The organism is Longicatena caecimuris, assembly GCF_004341945.1.
GTDB classification, from domain to species: Bacteria; Bacillota_I; Bacilli_A; order Erysipelotrichales; family Erysipelotrichaceae; genus Longicatena; species Longicatena caecimuris.
Genome location: NZ_SMBP01000009.1, coordinates 88,334 through 107,400 on the forward strand (window position 1 = coordinate 88,334; position 19,067 = coordinate 107,400).

A 19,067-nucleotide genomic window follows, 5' to 3' on the forward strand; every position below is an offset into this window, starting at 1 on the left:
AATTCACATTTGCCGCCATGCGTATGCATCAAGAAACATGTAAAAAAGTTTCTAAGTCAATCGAGGAAAAAGGAGTAAATGAAAAGTGAGGAAACATATAACGAAGAAAAGAGACCAGGAAAAACAAACGATTCGTTTTATGATTGATCTATATTGCCATAAGCATCATAAGCAACATCCTTGTCAAGAATGTGAAGATCTATATGCCTATGCCAGTAAGCGTATCGAGCATTGCCCTTTCATGGAAACTAAGACATTTTGCAGCAGCTGTAAGGTGCATTGTTATCGAAAAGAGCAGCGTGATAAGATCAAAGAAGTGATGCGTTTCAGTGGCCCTTATATGCTGTTGTATCATCCACTCATGGCCCTTAGACATATGATAAACACAAGTAAGCAGCATTGGGAAAAAAGAAAAACAAAAGGAGTTTCGTGATATGAAATTAGTGTATTTATTGATTGGTATCATTGCCACGGGGTTAGGAGCAATCGGGGTTGTTTTACCCGTTCTACCTACAACGCCCTTTCTGTTGTTGGCGGCTTATTGTTTTGCGAAAAGTTCAAAACGTTTTCACACATGGCTGATGCAGACATCCATGTATCAAAATCATTTAGCCAGCTTTGTTGAACAGCGCAGCATGCGTTTGCGTACGAAGGTATCGCTGTTAAGCTTTGCCAGTGCCATGCTATTATTGGCTATGTATTTTATGGAGCATTTGTATTTGCGTCTGTTTCTGCTTTGTTTAATGGCATTTAAATATTATTACTTCCTATGTCGTATTGAAACCATACGCTCCTAAGCAAAAGTTCTGATTAATTATGATTTTATGTTTAACCTTTACAAGGGATGTTTGCCATGACAATAGCGACAAACTAGAAAAGAGGAAAACGTAACATGTTGAGCAAGCTTGCATAGGGAATTTCAAAAAAAGATAGTCTGCAAATATTATGAAAAAGCTGTATCAACCATGTTCTTTCTAATAAAGGTGGGAGAATACTTGCTGCTTTTTTAGAAGGATTGCGATGTTTGTTAGTATCCTTGGGAATGCCTTTCGCATTCCTTTCTATTCTGTTTATTTTATGATAAAATGCAAATAGAAAATATGAGGTGAAAAAATGAAAACAACATTAGTAGTTTTGGCAGCCGGTATGGGCAGTCGATATGGCGGATTAAAACAGATGGATCCATTAGGACCTAATGGGGAAGCAATTTTGGAATTCTCAGCATATGATGCAATTAAAGCAGGCTTTGATAAAATTGTCTTCATTATAAAAAAAGAAATGGAAAAGGATTTCAAAGAATTAATTGGGGATAAGATTGCACGAAAAGTAGAAGTGGAATATGTTTTCCAAGACATTGATTCTGTATTGCCAAGTGGATTCCACATTCCTGAAGGAAGAAGTAAACCTTGGGGTACAGGACATGCATTGTTATGCTGTAAAGATGTGTTGCATGAACCATTTGCCATCATTAATGCAGATGATTTTTATGGCAGAGAATCTTATAAGATTTTGCATGACTATTTGGCAGATCCAAACCATACAGACTATTGCTTGATTGGTTACATCTTGGAAAATACCTTAACAGATAATGGCAGTGTGACAAGAGGTATCTGTCAATCCGAAAACGGTCTGTTAACAGAAGTTAAAGAATGTGCCAAGATTGAAAAGCATGAAAACGGTGTGCAATATTTTGAGAACGATGAATGGATCGATGTGGACGCAACTTCATTGGTATCAATGAATATGTGGGGATTCTTCCCTGATTATGTGGAAAAGATTGAAACAAAGTTCCATGCGTTTTTAAATGAAAAAGTACCGGAAAATACTATGAAATCAGAATTTTTAATTCCTGTGGTAACCGATGAATTAATCAAAGAAGGCAAGGCCACGGTGAAGTTATTGAGCAGCAATGAAAAATGGTTCGGTGTTACGTATCAGGAAGATAAGCCGGGAGTAAAAGCTGGTATTAAGGCATTGGTTGATAAAGGCTTATATCCAAGTGATCTTTGGAAATAAGTAAAAAACGGTTAAGAACGATAAAGCATAAAAAAAGGAAGTCGCTTTCATGCTATCTTGTCGCTGGCAAGCACAAGATGCATAGAGTTCTTCCTTTTTCGCTTTTGTGAGACGATTGTTTTTGCTTGTTACTTCTATTGCTTAAAATTGCTTGAGAAATGTTTCATGGTCTTCTATACAGCGTCTTTTTCTTGTGTTTCATAACGCTGTTGCATGGCTTCATATAAGCGCATAAATTCATAATGATCTTTTGTATAAAGCTCCTCCAGCTGATAAGAGAAATTAAAATCATCGTCATATCCTGCGAAGATGTTTGGCAGATACTCATATAGCTGATTTGCTAAGGCTTCGACATGCTCAATATCAACACCGATTACTTCAAACACTTTTTTTACAGTGAAAACCAAAAAGCGTACGCGATAAGGACCACCCTTATATCCTACTTGTGCACATGTCCAATAGATTTTATCACGGGGAATGACGGTAATCTTGGTACTGCATAATAATAAATATGAAGATGTTAAGACAATTTTTTCACCATAAGGTTTTTTCCCTTCAGGAAACTCATATATGTATTCTTCAAATAACAGTCCATTTGCTGCATCCTGATTGATTTTCTCGGCAATTTCTTGCTTACTGCCGTCTTGATAAGGAAGAATGAGATTTTCCCCTTGGGCATCAGCTTTCCTCGTACGAATAGTCCCAATAACATCCGCGCATACAACGATGACGATTAAGACGATACCTATACTATAAATAGTGTTTTTAAAGGATGGATTCCTGGCAAATTCATCTTGTAAAAGAACATAAAGAAGTACCATGAAACAGACAAATAAAAGTGTACAGATGCGCAATCGCCTTCTTGTGGCTTTGTGAATACGTTTGGATTCTTTAACTAAAAACTTTTCAATCATAAAACATCACTCCTCTTCAACTTCTTTTATGCTATCCTTCTATAAGGGATAAGCCATTGAAAATGGTATTTACCTTCTTCATGGTGATGACTATATCATATTTTTCTATTAAAAGCTTGTAAGATATGACACAAATTTCCATTTTGTTTCTATCGTTTTAAGCTTATTAGAAAAAAAGGATGATTACATAGAAAGAGGCGTTTTTTCTTATTAGCTAAGATAGACAGAATGTACGTTTGCTGTATTTGACTTACTGGGAAAAGTTTTATACAATGGAAGCACTTGTGTAAAAATTAAGGAGCTTGAACTTTATGGACGCAAAACGAGAAAAATTATCCTCCCGCTTGGGATTTATCTTTTTATCCGCGGGATGTGCAATTGGATTAGGTAATATTTGGCGTTTTCCTTATGTGGTAGGAAAATATGGCGGTGGAGCTTTTGTGTTGGTATACTTATTCTTCCTTATTATATTAGGACTTCCTATTATCGTCATGGAATATGCCGTAGGAAGAGGATCAGGAAAAAGTGTTGCCCGCAGTTTTCATATTTTAGAGAAACCGAAACAAAAATGGCATATCTTTTCTTATGTGGCAATGCTGGGGAATTATTTATTAGTAATGTTCTATACGACGATTGCTGGATGGATGCTGGCATATTTCGTCAAGATGGCGAGCGGTGAATTTCATGGCGCAACAACACAACAAGTAAAAGAAGCTTTTCAAACATTACAACAAGATCCTTTGGCTTCTGTCTTTTGGATGATTCTGGTGGTGCTGATTGGTTGTGGTATTTGTGCACTGGGATTACAAAAAGGGGTTGAAAAGATTACGAAGGTAATGATGGGGTTATTGTTGGGCGTTATGCTGCTATTGGTTGGTAAAGCCTTGAGTCTTACGAATGCTATGGAAGGTGTAACCTTTTATTTAGTCCCTGATTTTGATAAGCTGTTGCAAAACGGTTTGTTTGATGCAATTTATGCGGCGATGGGGCAAGCCTTTTTCACCTTAAGCATCGGTATGGGAGGCATGGCTATTTTTGGCAGCTATATTGATAAACAGCATTCTTTAACCGGCGAAGGAGTGCGAGTGATGGCATTGGATACCTTTGTGGCTATCATGGCAGGGCTTATTATCTTTCCAGCCTGTATGGCATTTGGTGTAGCTGCGGATAGTGGCCCTGGCTTGGTTTTTGTGACACTACCTAATATTTTTAATGTGATGGACAATGGACAGTTATGGGGAACTTTATTTTTCATCTTTATGAACTTTGCGGCTTTATCGACCATCATCGCCGTATTTGAAAATATCGTTTCTTTCTCCATGGATTTGTTCGCCTGGACCAGAAAGAAAAGTGTCTTATTAAATATCTTAATTCTGATTGTGGGCAGTATTCCTTGTGCTATTGGCTTTAGTGTCTTATCCGGTTTTCAACCTTTTGGAGAAGGAAGTGCCGTTTTAGATCTGTTGGATTTCTTAGTATCAAATGTTATTATGCCACTTGGTTCTTTGGTATTTGTCTTCTTTTGTACGCGCAGCTTTGGCTGGGGATGGAAAAATTTCCTGCAAGAGGCAAATGCGGGGGAAGGATTGCCTTTTCCAAAGAACATGCGTTGGTATATCAGCTATCTTTTACCTGTCATTGTCGTGTTTATCTTTATATTGGGGCTTTGGGATAAATTAAAGCTGATGTAGCTATAATGAAACTTGCTTAATAATAATTACATAGGTTAAAAGATTTCTTTTATGTTGGATAGGTAGTCTTCCATAAGAAATCTTTTTTGCTGTTTGATACAGATGAAGATAAAGTTTTACTGTTTTAATTTGGAAGATGGATTTTTACTGGTCGGATGCAGAAGAAGGTGAAAGAGCGTTTTTTGATAATGGCAAAAAAGGGAGTATAGAATACCATCTTATGTTTAATTTATAGATCGTAGAAAAGAAGATAAAGCAAAGTATAAAAAAGACTTCTCACACGTGCAACTTGTCTAGAAGTCTTTTCATTACTGTGTAATTAGGGTAAGATCATTTGGTCTTTTCAAAAAAGTTTTCTGTAGTAGTACTGATACAGGATCTACTTTTTGGAAATTTCCATTTAAATATTAGAAAGGTTAGCGTCATCCATTGCGGGAACAGAAAGCGTATAGCTATTATTACGCAAATCAATCGTAACTTCACAACCATTCGCAAAGCGCGTTTTTTGACACTTATAATCGTGATCTAAAAATTCATGTGAGACCATCTCTTCCTTGGCGACAAGTGTATGAAAAGCACTTACGATGGCAGAGCGCTCTTGTTTCTCTTGCTTGGTTAAGCTTTTATATTCGTTATCAAATACACCATCTGTATTAGGATAAGCACCATCCTTTTCTAAATACGGTGCACCGCCGTTTAATAAGGCATACAGCATGAGATCTTCGCCATCCAGGTAAACATCCATTGGCCAAGGCAATAAGACACAGTCATGATAAACTAAGTTAAACAAAGGAATGCCGATTCCAATGCGTTCTTCTTTAGGAGAATGCATCATAAAATGATAGGGTCCATAATGAGCAAAAATTTGATAAGGCAAGGCCCATTCATTGACCTCTTCACTACTGGTCAAAATATGCTTAGACAACAACCAGGCAAAGCAAGCATTGCGATATGCTAAGCATTCTCGACGTGTCATACGATGCATAGGATGAGCACATTCATCTGGTTCATTACAGGTGAAGACATCTAAATACACCGCATCCGGATAAATGCCATGAGCAAATAACGCTTCATAATTGCGTTTTACATAGGAGCTTGCCAGACTAGCACATAAGTAATCCTGTTCACCTCCGGCCCAATAGGCATGCGAAGGGATACTGCCGTCTGGTAATTGCACACTATTTTGTGGATCATATTCCTTTCCCAGATGGTAATGATCACGATATTGATCATGCAATCCGAATACATAATGCAGCTGTTTCATCTGTTGGCATAAGGCTTGCAAGCCATCCCAACCACCGGCTTTTTCACAGGGAGGCAATATGGAAGGATGCGCATTGTCATAGCCTTCTACGCCCCAGCCATCCAGATGTAGATATAATTTATTTACGCCAAGCTGCTTCCATTCGATCATTTCTTGTCGGCGTGTTGCAAAGGTTGTTAAGGATTCATAGCGATCCGGCTTTTTCGCATCGTAAAAACGGGATTGTGGCTGGACATGTGTTTGTATGCCTTTATGCAGAAAACATGCGCCAATCAATTCATCAAGGGAAGGCTGTTGGATACTTTTTTCCTTTAATGTGACAAGTAAACCGCGAGCGATGGCATCCTTGCGATAGGCCTTTGCGATTGTGTTATGATTACAATGTTCATAGAACTGCATGCGTAAGCTGCGGCGATAGGACAACTTGCCAAGACTGCTCAGCCAGCGAATGGAAACATGCGTATAGGGACCATGTGCAGGATGCTGTATTTGATAAGCACTATCCCATGGTGTATCGTTGATAAGCAAATATCCCATGTTTTCTTTAATCTGCGAAAGCCAGGGCATATAAGCACTGCTGGAACAAAAGGCTCCATCAAAAGGTAACTGACATACTTCTTTCTTCCATGTATTTGGCAACAGTAAACCCTGTTGTAAAGGAAGCAGTGTATACCAATCCTTGCTTGCCTTATCAAATGTAAAAGGCATAGGCCAAAAAACTTCCGTTACTCCTTCATCTTTAATGGGAAGGAAGTGAAAGGTGATTTCGGATGATGAAGAAATAAGTATCAAGGTCTGAAAATGAAGATCTGTATTGAAAAAGCCCTGATAATCACTTAAAATACCTTTTGCTAAGCCTACTTGACAGTAAGAATGATGAATCTGTGTCGCTTGTGTAAAAGCAAGCTTTTTTTGATGATATAAGAGATAAGGGGCTTGTTGAATGCTTTGCCAATGTTGATGTGGTAAAGCAATCGATATTTGTAAGGTATCTTCTTGTAAGGTAAGGGTGATGGTATGTGCCTGTAAGTTCATGTGTCCTCCTGCTATTTTCTTTTTCTGTGTTATGATACTATGAAATAGGAAAGTTTGCAATTTTTCCTTGAACAAGGAGAATATAATAATGCTATACTATAAGCAGAATGTAGAATTTAATTGCTAAGAAAGAACAGGAGATCAAGATGAAAGTCTTATATGTGAGTGATTTGGATGGTACGTTGTTAAATGAAAACAGTTCGATCAGTGAACAGAGTTTATCTATTTTAAACACATTAATCAAAAAAGGGGTAGCATTTACGTTTGCCACGGCACGATCCTTACATTCAGCAGCCAAGGTCACAAAAGGCTTACAGCTGAAACTTCCACTAATTGTATATAATGGTGTATATGTATTGGATGCGAAGGATCACCATATCCTTGCACAGCAGGAATTTACAAAGCAACAGCTGGAACAAATTTTGCGAATTGGTGATGCCTACCGGCAGTATCCTTTTGTCTATGCGTATATCAATGGCGTAGAACGTGTATCCTATCTGCCGGACACTTTGCATCCCGGGGGTTGGCATTATCGAAACAGTCGTATGGATGATAAACGCTTTCGATCAATCGTATCCGCACAACAGCTGTTGGATGGGGATAGTTTCTATGTGACCTTCATCAATGACAAAGAAGCCTTACAACCTATTTACGAACAGCTATGTGCCTTAGATACATTTACGATTACTTTTCAAAGAGAACTAGGCAGAGAAGAATATTGGCTGGAAGTGATGCCGGCGACCGCTAGTAAAGCGAATGCTATTTTAAAATTAAAGGAACTTGGTGGCTTTGATCATGTGGTCTGCTTTGGTGATGCCGTAAATGATTTGCCGATGTTTCAGGTTGCAGATGAAGCTTATGCCGTTGACAATGCTATTGAGGAACTGAAACAACAAAGCGATGGTGTCATAGGCAGCAATGAGGAGGATGGCGTCGCAAGATGGATGCAAGAGCATGCCCTTTGTGTAGAGTCATAAGGATATGTGCTATAATAGGGAATAGAAAATGGGAGGAATGACGATGATCAAATTGATCGCATGTGATTTAGATGAAACGCTGTTAAACAGCGATAAGAAAATATCCGAGAAAAATCGGATAGCAATACAACGGGCAAAGGATGAATATGGTGTACTCTTTGTACCTGCTACCGGACGCGGTTATACTTGTATTGATGATGTGTTAGACACCTTAGCATTACGTGATCAAGAAGATGCCTATATCATCAGTAACAATGGTGGAATCCTATGCACTGCGAAAGATTATCAGAAGTTACAATTTCACGCATTGCCTTTTGCTTTGGCTTGTGAACTGTTTCAATTTGGTTATGAAGCTAATGTCTGTATTCAAGTGTTTACGGATAAAGATGTTTATGCCTTCCATTTAAATGAAGATGAAAAGAAGTGGCTGTTTATGTTTAAGCCAGATAGTATTATTTGTGAAGAGACATCGTTGGCGTTTTTAAAGGATACACCAATTGCGAAAATCTTATTTCAAAATACGGATATGGCATATTTACAACAAATAGCAAAACAGATGCAACCCATTACAAAGGATAAAGTCAGTGTATCTTATTCCAGTAATCGCTATTTAGAATTAAATGCCATTGGTGTTGATAAAGGATTGGGCTTGAGAGAATTAGCTGCACATCTGGGAATTGCTATCGAAGATACTATGGCAATCGGAGATAATCTGAATGATTATGCGATGTTGAAGGATGCTGGTGTGGCAGTTGCGGTGGCCAATGCCGTAGCAGAAATTCAAGCTATCAGTGATTATGTTACCAAGGCGAATTGTAATGAAGATGCTGTCGCAGAAGCAATTCAAAAATTTATCTTTGCATCATGAAAAGGAGGAAGATGTATGGAATCCAGTGAACGCAGAAAGCTTATTCTGACACATATTAAGCAAAGTGAAAAACCGGTTTCAGCTAGCGCGTTGGCAACACTTGCTCATGTATCGCGTCAGATCATCGTCGGTGATGTGGCTTTGCTTAGAGCAGCAGGGCATCATATCATAGCAACACCGCGTGGTTATGTATGTGATGTTAAAGAAGCCAGTGGCATTAGAAAGACGATTGCCGTAGATCATACGGCTGAACAGATGATGGATGAAATCTATACGATCATTGATTTAGGGGGAACACTAGTTGATGTAATTGTCGAACATCCGATTTATGGGCAATTATCCGGGCAGTTACATATTGCCTCTCGCTATGATGCTCAGCAGTTTTATAAAAATGTTTGTGAAAATAGGGCAAAACCATTATCAAATCTGACCAATGGTTTACATTTGCATACACTGCAATGTCCTAGTGAAGAAGTCTATACACGCATTATTCAGCGTTTGGATGAAAAAGGATTTTTATATAAACGATAGCTAATAAGACGCTTATGAGGAACAATTGCTTTTTATCAAAAAGGAAGAGAAAGGACAACGCGAATAAAAACTCGCGTTTTTTTTTGGCCTTTTTTACGCTTTTTATGATGTCATGTCGTATATACATATGCAAGGGGAGTTTGTAAGAAAGAGGTGTAAGGTATGAAAGAAGGGATGCGTTTAGCTAATAAGTATGAAATTTTAAAAGAAATCGGTAAAGGCGGTATGTCAATAGTGTACTTGGCTATGGATTTGCACATTCATAAGATGTGGGCAATTAAGGTGATGAAGAGAACTCATAGTTCTTCTTCCATCCTTATGCAGGCTTGGACAAAAGAAGCGGATCTATTAAAAGAACTTGATCATCCCGGTTTACCGCGCATTGTTGATATTGTTGAAACAAGTGAGGAAGTTTGCATCGTCATGGATTATATCGAAGGGGAAACGATGGAAACCATGATACGCGATTATGGACCACCGCCACAAGCTAGAATAATTGCATGGGGGGTGGCATTATGCGATATCTTAGCATATCTTCATCAACAGTCACCGCCCATTATTTATCGAGATCTAAAACCCGGTAATATTATGGTAAAACCAAAGGGAGAGCTGTGTCTGATTGATTTTGGAATTGCACGTCGTTATCAAATTAACAATGACCGAGATACAACCGTCTTAGGTACGCAAGGGTATGCTTCACCTGAACAGTTTTCTATTGACCAACAAAGTGATTGTCGCAGTGATATTTATTCTTTAGGGGCAACTTTATATCATATGGCCTGTGGACGTTCTCCTTTACATAAGGAGATGCAAGCTTTACCAGATACAATCTCCAGCGGATTACAAAACATCATGCAAAAATGCATGGAATTAGAACCAAAAAATCGATATGCTTCGATTTTACAGGTGCAATATGCGCTCTCTCATATACAGGAATATGATACGCACTATCGTCATAAACAAAAGCTGCATTTGCGTTTAACGGGTATATGTCTTTTGTTTTGCATGCTATGTTTTGGGGGTGGTGTTTGGGCAAATGCGTATGCTCATCTATTGCATGCGCAGGCATATGAAGGTTTGCTTGAAGCAGCTTTACAGGAAAAAAGAGAAGATAAACAAAAGCAGAAATTGTATCAGGCGGTGAAAGAGTTGCCACATCGTAAAGAAGCCTATATGCAGGTAGTAGCAATCTATGCACAGGATGGTTGTTTTTCTTTCTTGGAAGAGGTTGATTTCAAACGAAACATACAGCCTTATATTTCTCATGAAGATGTTTTCTATGAAGAATTGTGTTTTCAGATTGGCAAGTTGTATTGGTATTATTACGAAACAAAACAGGAGGCACAACCATCTATATCACGTATGAAGGCAGCCTACTTTTGGTTTTCAAAGGTACATACACATGTGAAAACGCAGGCATATGCATTGGCGCAAGCATATGCCAATATTGCAAAATTTCATCAGACGATTACGCTGCGTATGGAAGAGGTGGAAGATGCCGGTATGTATCAAAGGTGTTATCAAGATATGGAACACCTGTATCAGCAGCATCAAATGAAAGCACCAGCAGAAATCGTCGAGTTGGAAAGTGATCGTATGTTTGTCTGTTTATTAGTGAATTATGCTAGAGGATTACATCGTGATGGCATCAGCGAAGAGAGGATGCTATTCAGAATGAAAACAATCAAGGAAGAGGTGATGCAATTAAATACTACCACACCTAAGACAAAAGCGCTGAAAGCAGAGATCTTACGAATGTGTGAAGAAGGGACGTCACGAATACATGTGGCATGTCAAAAGGAGAAACAGGATGGAACGATGGGAAAGACTGCATGATGGCTGTATGATGTTAGGCATCATGGGATGTCTGTTGTTTGTTTGGCTATGTCATCATTGGGCTGTGTATACGGCACTATCACAACTTAGTGGCTGGAAGATGAAACGACAGCTGTCCCAACAAAGGAAAAGGAAAAAGGATCAAGTTTATTGGCGAATGCCTAATCAGCAGACTTGGAAAAAAACACAAGATGAACATTATCATCAAGCGTTTATGAAACAAACGGACACATCAGACAAAGAGCAAAGACGTATATGTTTGGAAACGACGATGCTGACAAAGGATGGGCAAAAGTGCAATGTGCTTGCGCAAACCTGTATTCTGCCAGTTGTACAAAAGGAAGATATAGAAGAAGGGAAAAGGGAAGAGCGTGAGGGTAAGGTATCCTTATGAAAAGAGTAAGTAAGAAAGGTGAAAATGTCATGAGAAAAAGGTATGGATGGTTGGTTATATTGGTAATGGGTATGGTAGTATGTGGTGCCACCTCATTTTTGAAGGCACATGAAGAAACTCCTTGTTTCACCATTCAGCTTTGGAAGAATTATGAAACAAAGGATCCAATCGTGAAGCAAAAGGTGACATTGCAATATGAAGAAGAGGAAACATTGCAGACCTTTACACAGCTAAGTGATGAGGATGGAAAGGTTGTTTTTCCTATCCATGATGCAGCAATGGAAAAAGGTATGGAAGTTTTGGTTTTTATCCATCATGATGAGCAAGAAGAAACAATGAACCGTTTTTCCATATGTTTACAAAAGGATAAGCTCGATTATGTATATCATAAGGAAAAGAATGTCTTACAGCTAAAAGATAAGCAAGCACCTATCATTACGAAGGCAGCCTTATCCACTTACCAATTTAGTAAAGACCCCATTCTTATTAGCCTAACGGCGATTGATGATAGCAATACATCACAAGAGCTAACCTATGGTGAAAAAGGTGGTCTCTTCCAAAAAGAAGCGGTTTTTACAATCGTAAACAATGGACGCTATGTCTTTTATGCCAAGGATGAGCAAGGAAATCTCAGTGCACCTTATGAGGTGAAGGTCCAAAACATAGATACAACAATACCTACACTTATCAGTGGGGAAAAGATAACCCTCTATGATCCTCATGGGGATGGCAGACGGCCCCACACGACTTTATTTCAAACATGTTTTGCGAAGGAGTTTGCAATACGCATTCCGATCATGGATGAGGGAAGTGGCATCGCAAAAGTGACATTGTTTAGTGATGGACTGCCAATTGAAAATGATTGTCTTAACTTTGCGCAGCATCCCCAGAAAGAAGATGCTGTATTTGTCGTGCGACTGCCAGAAGAAATGGTAAAAGCGCAGGGGACAATTTCTTTTAGCTTGGAAGATGCCGTTGGCAATTGCAGTGATGTTATCCCAATTACTAGAGAGAATTCTAATATAAAGGCTGCGCGCAATGATATCCTGTTAGAAAAGCAGGCAATGCAGTTGCATATAAGTGCTGATCTTACGACTGCTCATCAATATGCGAATAAAGATGTGATATGGCTAGATCAACATGTCCCGATTACCATACAAGGAACAGATACACTCTCAGGAATTTATGAGGTGCGCATTTATACCAAACAACATCATCTTTTGAAGAAACAACAATGGGATGATGAACGCAAAGAGGAATTTCATATGAAGGTTAGCACTTCGGATATTCCTTTACAATATCGTAAAGACGGTGCCTGTTTCTTTTATGTAGAAGGAAGCGATCATGCGGGAAATATAAGCAAAACAAGTTATACGTGTTATGTAGATGATCAGCGCCCTACTATTGCCTTTTTTCGTTTACAGGGACAAACGCATAAGCCGGTAGCAAAAACACAATTAGAACTTTTTTATGAGGAGCCTTTATCGGTTTATGTGCAAGCACTGGATGGGGAAGCCAGCAGTGGTATTGCCTTTATTCAATGGTATACCATAGATGCTATGGGCGTAAAAAGTGACATACATAAGGATGTAACAGATGATCATGGAGGATTGTCAATACCACTAAATGATGGTTTTAGCGGCTGGCTGTATGCGATGACGCAAGATTATTGTCATCATTCTTCCAAAGCAAGCAATCAACAGGCGTATGTGCATAGCCAAGGAATTGTCATATGTCATCAGCTTAACCCACATCTTTCTTATCAATTGCCCCATACCCCTTATCAAGATATAGAAGGCTTGCCTTTATATACAAAATCCGCGCCGATTACCATTCATTTGCGAATGCAGGATAAAGACAGTGGTATTCAAAAAGTGTCGTGGCGTTTGCTTGGCGATGAAGAAAACACGCATCAGCTCCTATGTGATTTACAGCCAAAACAGGCATATCAGGTAGATCAAAAGCTGAAACAGGATGAACAAAGTTTTCATATCACCGGTGTCAATCATAATCTTATTACCTCTTTAGAAACAGATATCGCTGTCACATCCAAAGGCAATCATTCAACCTTGGAAGTCGTGCTGGTGGATTGGCACAATCGCACAGATACAGTACACATTTCGTTTTGTAAGGATACAATGGCTCCTAATGTAAACCTGTTGTTTGAAGATCAGAAAGAGGAAGGTGCAGATAACGGTTATTTTACAAAGCGGACGGCGATCCTACAAATACAGGAACAAAACTTTATCGAAAAAGGTGTAGATCTTAACATACAAAAGGATCATAAGCGAATTCAAATGGATCTGCATTGGCAAAAAGTATCTAAGGATATTTATGAAGCTAGACTTTCTTTTCAAAAGGATGGAACCTATGCGCTTGCTTTACAGGCATATGATGCAGGAAAACTGGCATCAAAAAAGCAACACACCATCTTCACGATTGACACCAAACCACCTCTAGTAACCATTGATCGTTTGGATAGTGGAAATACAAAAGGATTTTTTCATCAGCCTCAACGGATTACCATTCAGGTGGATGAGACACATTTTGATGCGGCACGCATGAAGATAGACGGAGTCGCAAAACAGCAAGAAAGACTTCTGCAATTCCCTAAACCAACCCCATGGAAGAAAGGAAAAGATGGATATTTTACTCATTTGGATTTTGTCGTAGATGGCACTTATGAATTACAGGTGCAAGCAGAAGATAAAGCAGGGCAGAAAAGTGAAAGTATATCCATCTTGCCATTTACTATTGATACACAAAAACCTCAGATTGAAATCATGGGAGTTACCGCCAATACAGCTTACCAAGGTATGGTAAAGCCAGTAATTATCTGTCGCGATGCCGCTATTGACCGACATTTGGTATCTGTGTCATTGACTTGTGCCAATCAAACAAAGACTAAGCTGGCTTATCAGGTAAAAGAACAGGGAAAACAATTACGATATCAATTTTCCTCCATCCCCTTTCAGCGTACATTTGATGGTATTTATACAGTATCTGTAAAGGCAAAAGATCGTGCTGGAAATCAGAGTGAAAAAACACTGACATTCAGTGTGAATCGCTTTGGCTCTGTCTATGAGCTGCCAAAGGTTTCCAATGCTTATTATCGTCATCCATTTGCTATTGAAATAACAGAAAGCAATGTTACGCGTTTACTTGAACAACAGGTGTTTCTTAGTGTGAATGGCAGTGTGCAAAAGCTAAAGAAAGAAGAATATACGGTTGTGAAAAACAAAGGCAATTGGTATCAATATACGTATCATTTGCCTAAAAAGCTGTTTCAAAAGAATGGCCGTTATCAAGTATATTTATTATCAAAGGATGCTGCGGGCAATGCAAATGATAATACGGCTTATACAAAACATGCCATCGTAAAGTTTATGATGGATCAAAATGCACCGCAAATTGATTTTATGAATCTTAATGCACATACACGCTATGATGCAAACAAGCGTAAGGTTCAAGTATTCATACGCGATAATATGCAGCTGAAGAAAGTGACAATTCTTGTAAATGGAAAAGCACTTGCGTATGAAAAGAAGGAAGATATGTATACGTTTATGCTTTATCAAAGTTCTTTGCCTCAGCAGGTGAATGTGTACGCAGAAGATGCTGCGGGAAATATACAAACTATTTCCTGTGAGGATATCACCATACTGCCCCATCCTTCTTATACGCTTCAAACACCAAATGGCCAACCTTATGGATATGTGTTCGCCGGCATCATTCTGGTTGGAAGTGTCGCATATATCTATAAGAGAAGAAAGCATGCACGATAAGACAAGTTCTTAAAATTGTGCTATACTTGAACGGTAAGAAGGGATATTTTGAAAAAGCAATCTTTGCTCACAAAGGAAGAGCGTAAACAACAGCTCTACGAAAAAAATAAACCACCCAAGCTTAGTATCTTGGAAGAGGTAGGAAATGCCATCACGCATGGGGCAGGCGCTTTATTTGCTCTTATCGCTATGGTGATGTTACTGATAAAGGCGGATACGATGAATAAATGCGTGGCTGCTTTGATTTATGGCATTAGTATGTTTCTTATGATGTTGATGAGCTGCCTATACCATTCTTTTAAAAGTGAATCAAAAGTAAAACATCTGTGGCGACGTTTTGATTACACCTCCATTTATTTATTGATTGGAGGAACCTTTGCGCCGATCTTACTTGTGTATCGCGGCGATGCGTTAGGAATTAGCTTTTTTATCATACAGTGGCTGCTCATCCTGTTTGGCATCATTATGATCCTTATTTTTGGACCTGGTAAGTGGCCGGCGTTACATTTTACGTTATATTTTGTGATTGGTTGGAGTGGTTTGGTGTTTCTGCCCGGTTTGTGGAATGACAATCAAAACCTGCTTTGGATGATCTTAGGCGGTGGCATTGTGTATACCATTGGGATGATTCCTTTTGCGAAACATGGGAAAGGAAGTCATTTTATTTGGCATCTATTCGTGTTAGGCGGTGCCATCCTACACTGGTTGGGCATTTATTTGTTTCTATATTTATGAATCAGGCGATACGCAGTGTATCGTCTTTTTTCTTATGGTTGATGGATAAAAGCACCTTTTGGTGAAAAGAAGCAGGGATTGTCCTACATGTGCTATTGTATACTCTATGATTCCTCTTTATTGATAGCAAGTCGTATGGGTTAGGTATCGGCGTATGGAAATATGAGAAAGGTTTTCCTTTAGGATGTAAGAAAAAGCGAAAAAGACTTTGACAAATTAAACATCAGGAGTATAATAGTCATAACATGTGTCTTGACACATGTAAACAAGATTTGGGAGGAAATGAAAATGAGTCAAAGTAATAAAATTCATACAATGGTGTTATCGGCACTATTGATTGCCGTAGGTATTTTGATACCAATCATCTCACCAATTAAAGTCATTTTAGAGCCAATGTCTTTTACCCTGGCAAGCCATGTGGCAATCATGATTGCAATGTTTGTTTCACCATTTGTCGCTGTTGCTACCGCTTGTGGAACAACGTTAGGCTTTTTGCTGTATGGCTTTCCTATGCCGGTTGTTTTACGTGCTTTCAGTCATGTGGTATGGGCTTTCGCTGGTGCCTATTATTTAAAGAAGCATCCAGAAACCTTAAATAATGTTTGGAAGAGCCTGTTGTATATGTTGGGGGTAGCACTTCTTCACGGTATCTTTGAGGTTGCTATTGTATTGCCTATTTATGTTGGTGATCCTACGGTTGACTTTATGTATATGGTCATGGGATTAGTAGGGGTAGGAACCATTGTTCATAGTTGTGTGGATATGGTATTAAGCATTGCGGTTTGGAAGGTACTTATTAAAAACAGAAGCATTGCAGCTGTAGCAAATGTAAAGGAAGCAGATTTAAAATTTGGTAAAGAAAAAGCATTACAGACAACATCCAAAGCATAAACGTAAAATAAGATTTGTAAGCATATGTGCTAGCAAATCTTTTTCTTTATATGATTCATCCATGCATTCGATAACAAAACATTTTGTAATTTGCATCGGAAAAGAAACGACATTCTTATGAAAGACTTTTGGCTTAAAATTCACACTTTAAAATCCATCTGCTTTCCTGTATAATAATGCCTAAAGAATAAGGGGAGTGAGGATATGGAAGTTGTTGAAAATCATTTTTCACAGGGATTAAAAGATGGCATTCCGATTGGCTTAGGATATTTATCTGTATCCTTTACGTTTGGTATGATGGCGGTTTCCAATGGAGTTCCTGTAGAGGTAGCTGTAATGATATCGCTCACCAATCTTACCAGTGCCGGACAATTCAGTGCCTTATCTTTGATGTTGGAGAGTGCTTCTTTACTAGAATTGGCGCTATCGCAATTTATCATTAATCTACGCTATGCCTTAATGTCCTTATCCTTAACACAGAAGGTAGACAAGCATATGAAAACATATGAGCGAGCTTTGATTGCTTATGGTGTTACCGATGAAATATTTGCTTTAGCAAGCTCTACCTATGAAAGAGTAGGAAAATGGTATATGTCTGGTCTTATCTTATTTCCTGTTTTCTGCTGGACAATGGGAACTTTGTTAGGCGGAGCATTTACCACTTTAATGCCGGAAAGTCTGCGAAGTGCTTTAGGTATTGCGATTTATGGTATGTTTTTAGCCATTATCATTCCTCCCGCCAAAAAGTTAAAGAGTGTTCGCAAAGTTTTGATCTTAGCGATAGCGCTGAGCTGCCTCTTTTCAGCATGTGCTTCCTTTTTACCGATCTCTTCCGGTTTTGTTATTATTATCTGCACCGTTTGTGCTGCCGGCTTTGGCGCTTGGCTGTTCCCGGTGGAGGAGGTGTCTCATGAATAACTATCTTCCTTATATGGTTGTTATGGCACTGGTAACCTATCTGATTCGTATGGTGCCCTTGACTTTTTTTCAGAAGGAAATCAAAAGTCCTTTTATAAAATCATTTCTTTTCTATGTACCTTATGCGGTGTTAGGCGCAATGACCTTCCCAGCCATTTTTACCAGCGGAGGCAGTGTTCTGGCATCTACTGCCGGTTGTTTGATAGCCTTATATCTGGCATACAAAGGTAAGGGATTGTTAAGTGTGGCAGTGGCTGCTTGTATTATGGTATATCTAGTTGATTTGATTTTCCCATTGCTATCATAAAGAAAGGCTGTGCATAGTTGTCACAGCCTATTTTAAACGTTTGTTTACATGATGGAAATAGCGTAATAATGCTAAAATTAATTCACGCTGATAATCGTCCAGTTTGTGAATTGCTGCGGATAAATAGGCATCAATGGCTTTTGCATCTTCATTATCGGTAGTAAAAATTTTACCTGGATCTAAGTGCAGTATTTCCGCAATCATGAAAAAGTCATCTAAGCGTATGGATGTCCTTCCCTGCAGCAGGCTGTTGATTGTCTGCGGGGATAAATGGAGCTTTTTTGCTAGTTGTTTTTGCGTCATATTATTGATCGCTAAGGCTTCTTTTATAATTTCCCCGTAGTTTCCCACCATAAGATCTCCTCCTCCCTTTATTTACCTATTATAACGGATAGAAAAGGTAAAATTAGAAAGATGAAACAAAAGCAATATTTTTCCATAAAATATTATAATTTTTCTTTAATCTGCCTATACGTAAGCATAAAAAGTGGCATACATAAGCATAGAGGTGGTTTTGATGAAACCAGAACAAAAGGATATAATCATGGCCTATGCTGTTTTAGTATTAGCCTTACTTTCTGGCATTTTGCTAGTTTTATTGTTCGCTTTTTTCATCCGTTAGCTTCCTTATCCATAGCAAATAAAGATCAATTTTGGCTTTTGTTTTCAAACAGCTTATCAAGTAACTGAAAGAACGATGCGTTTGCTAGTTGTCATCGTAAATTTGATAAAGTTTATCATTGTTGTTTTCATGATGCACAATATACATTGCGATCTGATCATTCAACTTGTTAGATGTGTCGTATAAAAAAAGAGGCTGTAACGAAATAGACTGAATTGACAAGTCTATGAGGTTACACCTCTTTTTTCTATGCTTTGTTCTGAAAAAACATCTCTTATTTTTA

17 protein-coding genes are annotated in these 19,067 nt (G+C 38.6%); 14 read left to right on the forward strand and 3 right to left on the reverse strand.

What is annotated here, in order from left to right; all coding sequences use genetic code 11:
- Window positions 1–85: 85 nt before the first annotated feature.
- From EDD61_RS07070 to EDD61_RS07080, 3 genes are all read left to right on the forward strand, one after another.
- Window positions 86–433 carry a nitrous oxide-stimulated promoter family protein gene (locus EDD61_RS07070; RefSeq protein WP_132224780.1) on the forward strand — a complete coding sequence of 116 codons (348 nt, stop codon included), beginning with the start codon at window positions 86–88 and terminating at the stop codon, window positions 431–433.
- Window position 434: 1 nt separating this feature from the next.
- Window positions 435–797, forward strand: a complete 363-nt coding sequence (locus EDD61_RS07075; RefSeq protein ID WP_132224782.1) for a YbaN family protein — start codon at window positions 435–437, stop codon at window positions 795–797.
- Window positions 798–1,113: 316 nt separating this feature from the next.
- Window positions 1,114–2,016, forward strand: coding sequence for a sugar phosphate nucleotidyltransferase (locus EDD61_RS07080; protein WP_008686932.1), 903 nt, complete (start codon window positions 1,114–1,116; stop codon window positions 2,014–2,016).
- A 173-nt stretch (window positions 2,017–2,189) separates the two neighbouring features.
- Here the strand turns inward: EDD61_RS07080 and EDD61_RS07085 are convergent, their stop codons facing one another.
- Window positions 2,190–2,930, reverse strand: coding sequence for a hypothetical protein (locus EDD61_RS07085; protein WP_008686934.1), 741 nt, complete (start codon window positions 2,928–2,930; stop codon window positions 2,190–2,192).
- Between the two features lie 311 nt (window positions 2,931–3,241).
- On the opposite strand from EDD61_RS07085, the gene EDD61_RS07090 reads away from it, so the two are divergent.
- A complete protein-coding gene (locus EDD61_RS07090; RefSeq protein WP_132224784.1) occupies window positions 3,242–4,621 on the forward strand; it encodes a sodium-dependent transporter in 1,380 nt (459 codons plus the stop codon).
- A gap of 400 nt (window positions 4,622–5,021) precedes the next feature.
- Here the strand turns inward: EDD61_RS07090 and EDD61_RS07095 are convergent, their stop codons facing one another.
- Entirely contained in the window at window positions 5,022–6,920 is a 1,899-nt protein-coding gene (locus tag EDD61_RS07095) for a DUF5696 domain-containing protein (RefSeq protein ID WP_132224786.1), read from the reverse strand.
- Between the two features lie 146 nt (window positions 6,921–7,066).
- Between EDD61_RS07095 and EDD61_RS07100 the strand changes: the two genes are divergently transcribed.
- The 10 genes from EDD61_RS07100 to EDD61_RS07145 all read left to right on the forward strand — a co-directional run bounded on the left by EDD61_RS07100 (window position 7,067) and on the right by EDD61_RS07145 (window position 18,162).
- Window positions 7,067–7,897: an HAD family hydrolase gene (locus EDD61_RS07100; RefSeq protein ID WP_117548076.1), complete on the forward strand. Its 831-nt coding sequence runs from the start codon at window positions 7,067–7,069 to the stop codon at window positions 7,895–7,897.
- A gap of 43 nt (window positions 7,898–7,940) precedes the next feature.
- Complete coding sequence (locus tag EDD61_RS07105) at window positions 7,941–8,765, forward strand: HAD family hydrolase (RefSeq protein WP_117548077.1); 825 nt, start codon at window positions 7,941–7,943, stop codon at window positions 8,763–8,765.
- Between the two features lie 15 nt (window positions 8,766–8,780).
- Window positions 8,781–9,296 (forward strand): transcription repressor NadR, encoded by a 516-nt coding sequence (locus EDD61_RS07110; RefSeq protein ID WP_008686944.1) that lies wholly within the window; start codon window positions 8,781–8,783, stop codon window positions 9,294–9,296.
- A gap of 162 nt (window positions 9,297–9,458) precedes the next feature.
- Window positions 9,459–11,132, forward strand: a complete 1,674-nt coding sequence (locus tag EDD61_RS07115; protein ID WP_132224788.1) for a serine/threonine protein kinase — start codon at window positions 9,459–9,461, stop codon at window positions 11,130–11,132.
- Entirely contained in the window at window positions 11,107–11,526 is a 420-nt protein-coding gene (locus tag EDD61_RS07120) for a hypothetical protein (protein ID WP_132224790.1), read from the forward strand. Before EDD61_RS07115 ends, EDD61_RS07120 begins: the two co-directional genes overlap by 26 nt.
- Window positions 11,527–11,555: 29 nt before the next feature.
- Window positions 11,556–15,311, forward strand: a complete 3,756-nt coding sequence (locus EDD61_RS07125) for an Ig-like domain-containing protein (protein WP_243642698.1) — start codon at window positions 11,556–11,558, stop codon at window positions 15,309–15,311.
- Window positions 15,312–15,359: 48 nt separating this feature from the next.
- On the forward strand, window positions 15,360–16,046 hold the full coding sequence (trhA, locus tag EDD61_RS07130; protein ID WP_117548081.1) for a PAQR family membrane homeostasis protein TrhA: 687 nt from the start codon (window positions 15,360–15,362) through the stop codon (window positions 16,044–16,046).
- A 288-nt stretch (window positions 16,047–16,334) separates the two neighbouring features.
- Window positions 16,335–16,937, forward strand: a complete 603-nt coding sequence (locus EDD61_RS07135; protein ID WP_008686953.1) for a hypothetical protein — start codon at window positions 16,335–16,337, stop codon at window positions 16,935–16,937.
- Between the two features lie 204 nt (window positions 16,938–17,141).
- Window positions 17,142–17,855 (forward strand): AzlC family ABC transporter permease, encoded by a 714-nt coding sequence (locus tag EDD61_RS07140; RefSeq protein ID WP_008686957.1) that lies wholly within the window; start codon window positions 17,142–17,144, stop codon window positions 17,853–17,855.
- Window positions 17,848–18,162 carry an AzlD domain-containing protein gene (locus EDD61_RS07145; RefSeq protein ID WP_132224794.1) on the forward strand — a complete coding sequence of 105 codons (315 nt, stop codon included), beginning with the start codon at window positions 17,848–17,850 and terminating at the stop codon, window positions 18,160–18,162. Before EDD61_RS07140 ends, EDD61_RS07145 begins: the two co-directional genes overlap by 8 nt.
- 27 nt (window positions 18,163–18,189) lie before the next feature.
- Here the strand turns inward: EDD61_RS07145 and EDD61_RS07150 are convergent, their stop codons facing one another.
- Window positions 18,190–18,516: a helix-turn-helix transcriptional regulator gene (locus EDD61_RS07150; RefSeq protein ID WP_008686960.1), complete on the reverse strand. Its 327-nt coding sequence runs from the start codon at window positions 18,514–18,516 to the stop codon at window positions 18,190–18,192.
- Between the last annotated feature and the right edge of the window lie 551 nt (window positions 18,517–19,067).

Excerpts from the sequence above, each read along its gene's own strand:
- EDD61_RS07105 (WP_117548077.1), top strand. The coding sequence starts at position 7,941 with ATGATCAAATTGATCGCATGTGATTTAGATGAAACGCTGTTAAACAGC.
- EDD61_RS07090 (WP_132224784.1), top strand. The coding sequence starts at position 3,242 with ATGGACGCAAAACGAGAAAAATTATCCTCCCGCTTGGGATTTATCTTT.
- EDD61_RS07100 (WP_117548076.1), top strand. The coding sequence starts at position 7,067 with ATGAAAGTCTTATATGTGAGTGATTTGGATGGTACGTTGTTAAATGAA.
- EDD61_RS07115 (WP_132224788.1), top strand. The coding sequence starts at position 9,459 with ATGAAAGAAGGGATGCGTTTAGCTAATAAGTATGAAATTTTAAAAGAA.
- EDD61_RS07140 (WP_008686957.1), top strand. The coding sequence starts at position 17,142 with ATGGAAGTTGTTGAAAATCATTTTTCACAGGGATTAAAAGATGGCATT.
- EDD61_RS07135 (WP_008686953.1), top strand. The coding sequence starts at position 16,335 with ATGAGTCAAAGTAATAAAATTCATACAATGGTGTTATCGGCACTATTG.
- EDD61_RS07110 (WP_008686944.1), top strand. The coding sequence starts at position 8,781 with ATGGAATCCAGTGAACGCAGAAAGCTTATTCTGACACATATTAAGCAA.
- EDD61_RS07080 (WP_008686932.1), top strand. The coding sequence starts at position 1,114 with ATGAAAACAACATTAGTAGTTTTGGCAGCCGGTATGGGCAGTCGATAT.
- EDD61_RS07120 (WP_132224790.1), top strand. The coding sequence starts at position 11,107 with ATGGAACGATGGGAAAGACTGCATGATGGCTGTATGATGTTAGGCATC.
- EDD61_RS07125 (WP_243642698.1), top strand. The coding sequence starts at position 11,556 with ATGAGAAAAAGGTATGGATGGTTGGTTATATTGGTAATGGGTATGGTA.
- EDD61_RS07075 (WP_132224782.1), top strand. The coding sequence starts at position 435 with ATGAAATTAGTGTATTTATTGATTGGTATCATTGCCACGGGGTTAGGA.
- EDD61_RS07095 (WP_132224786.1), bottom strand. The coding sequence starts at position 6,920 with ATGAACTTACAGGCACATACCATCACCCTTACCTTACAAGAAGATACC.
- EDD61_RS07085 (WP_008686934.1), bottom strand. The coding sequence starts at position 2,930 with ATGATTGAAAAGTTTTTAGTTAAAGAATCCAAACGTATTCACAAAGCC.
- EDD61_RS07145 (WP_132224794.1), top strand. The coding sequence starts at position 17,848 with ATGAATAACTATCTTCCTTATATGGTTGTTATGGCACTGGTAACCTAT.
- EDD61_RS07150 (WP_008686960.1), bottom strand. The coding sequence starts at position 18,516 with ATGGTGGGAAACTACGGGGAAATTATAAAAGAAGCCTTAGCGATCAAT.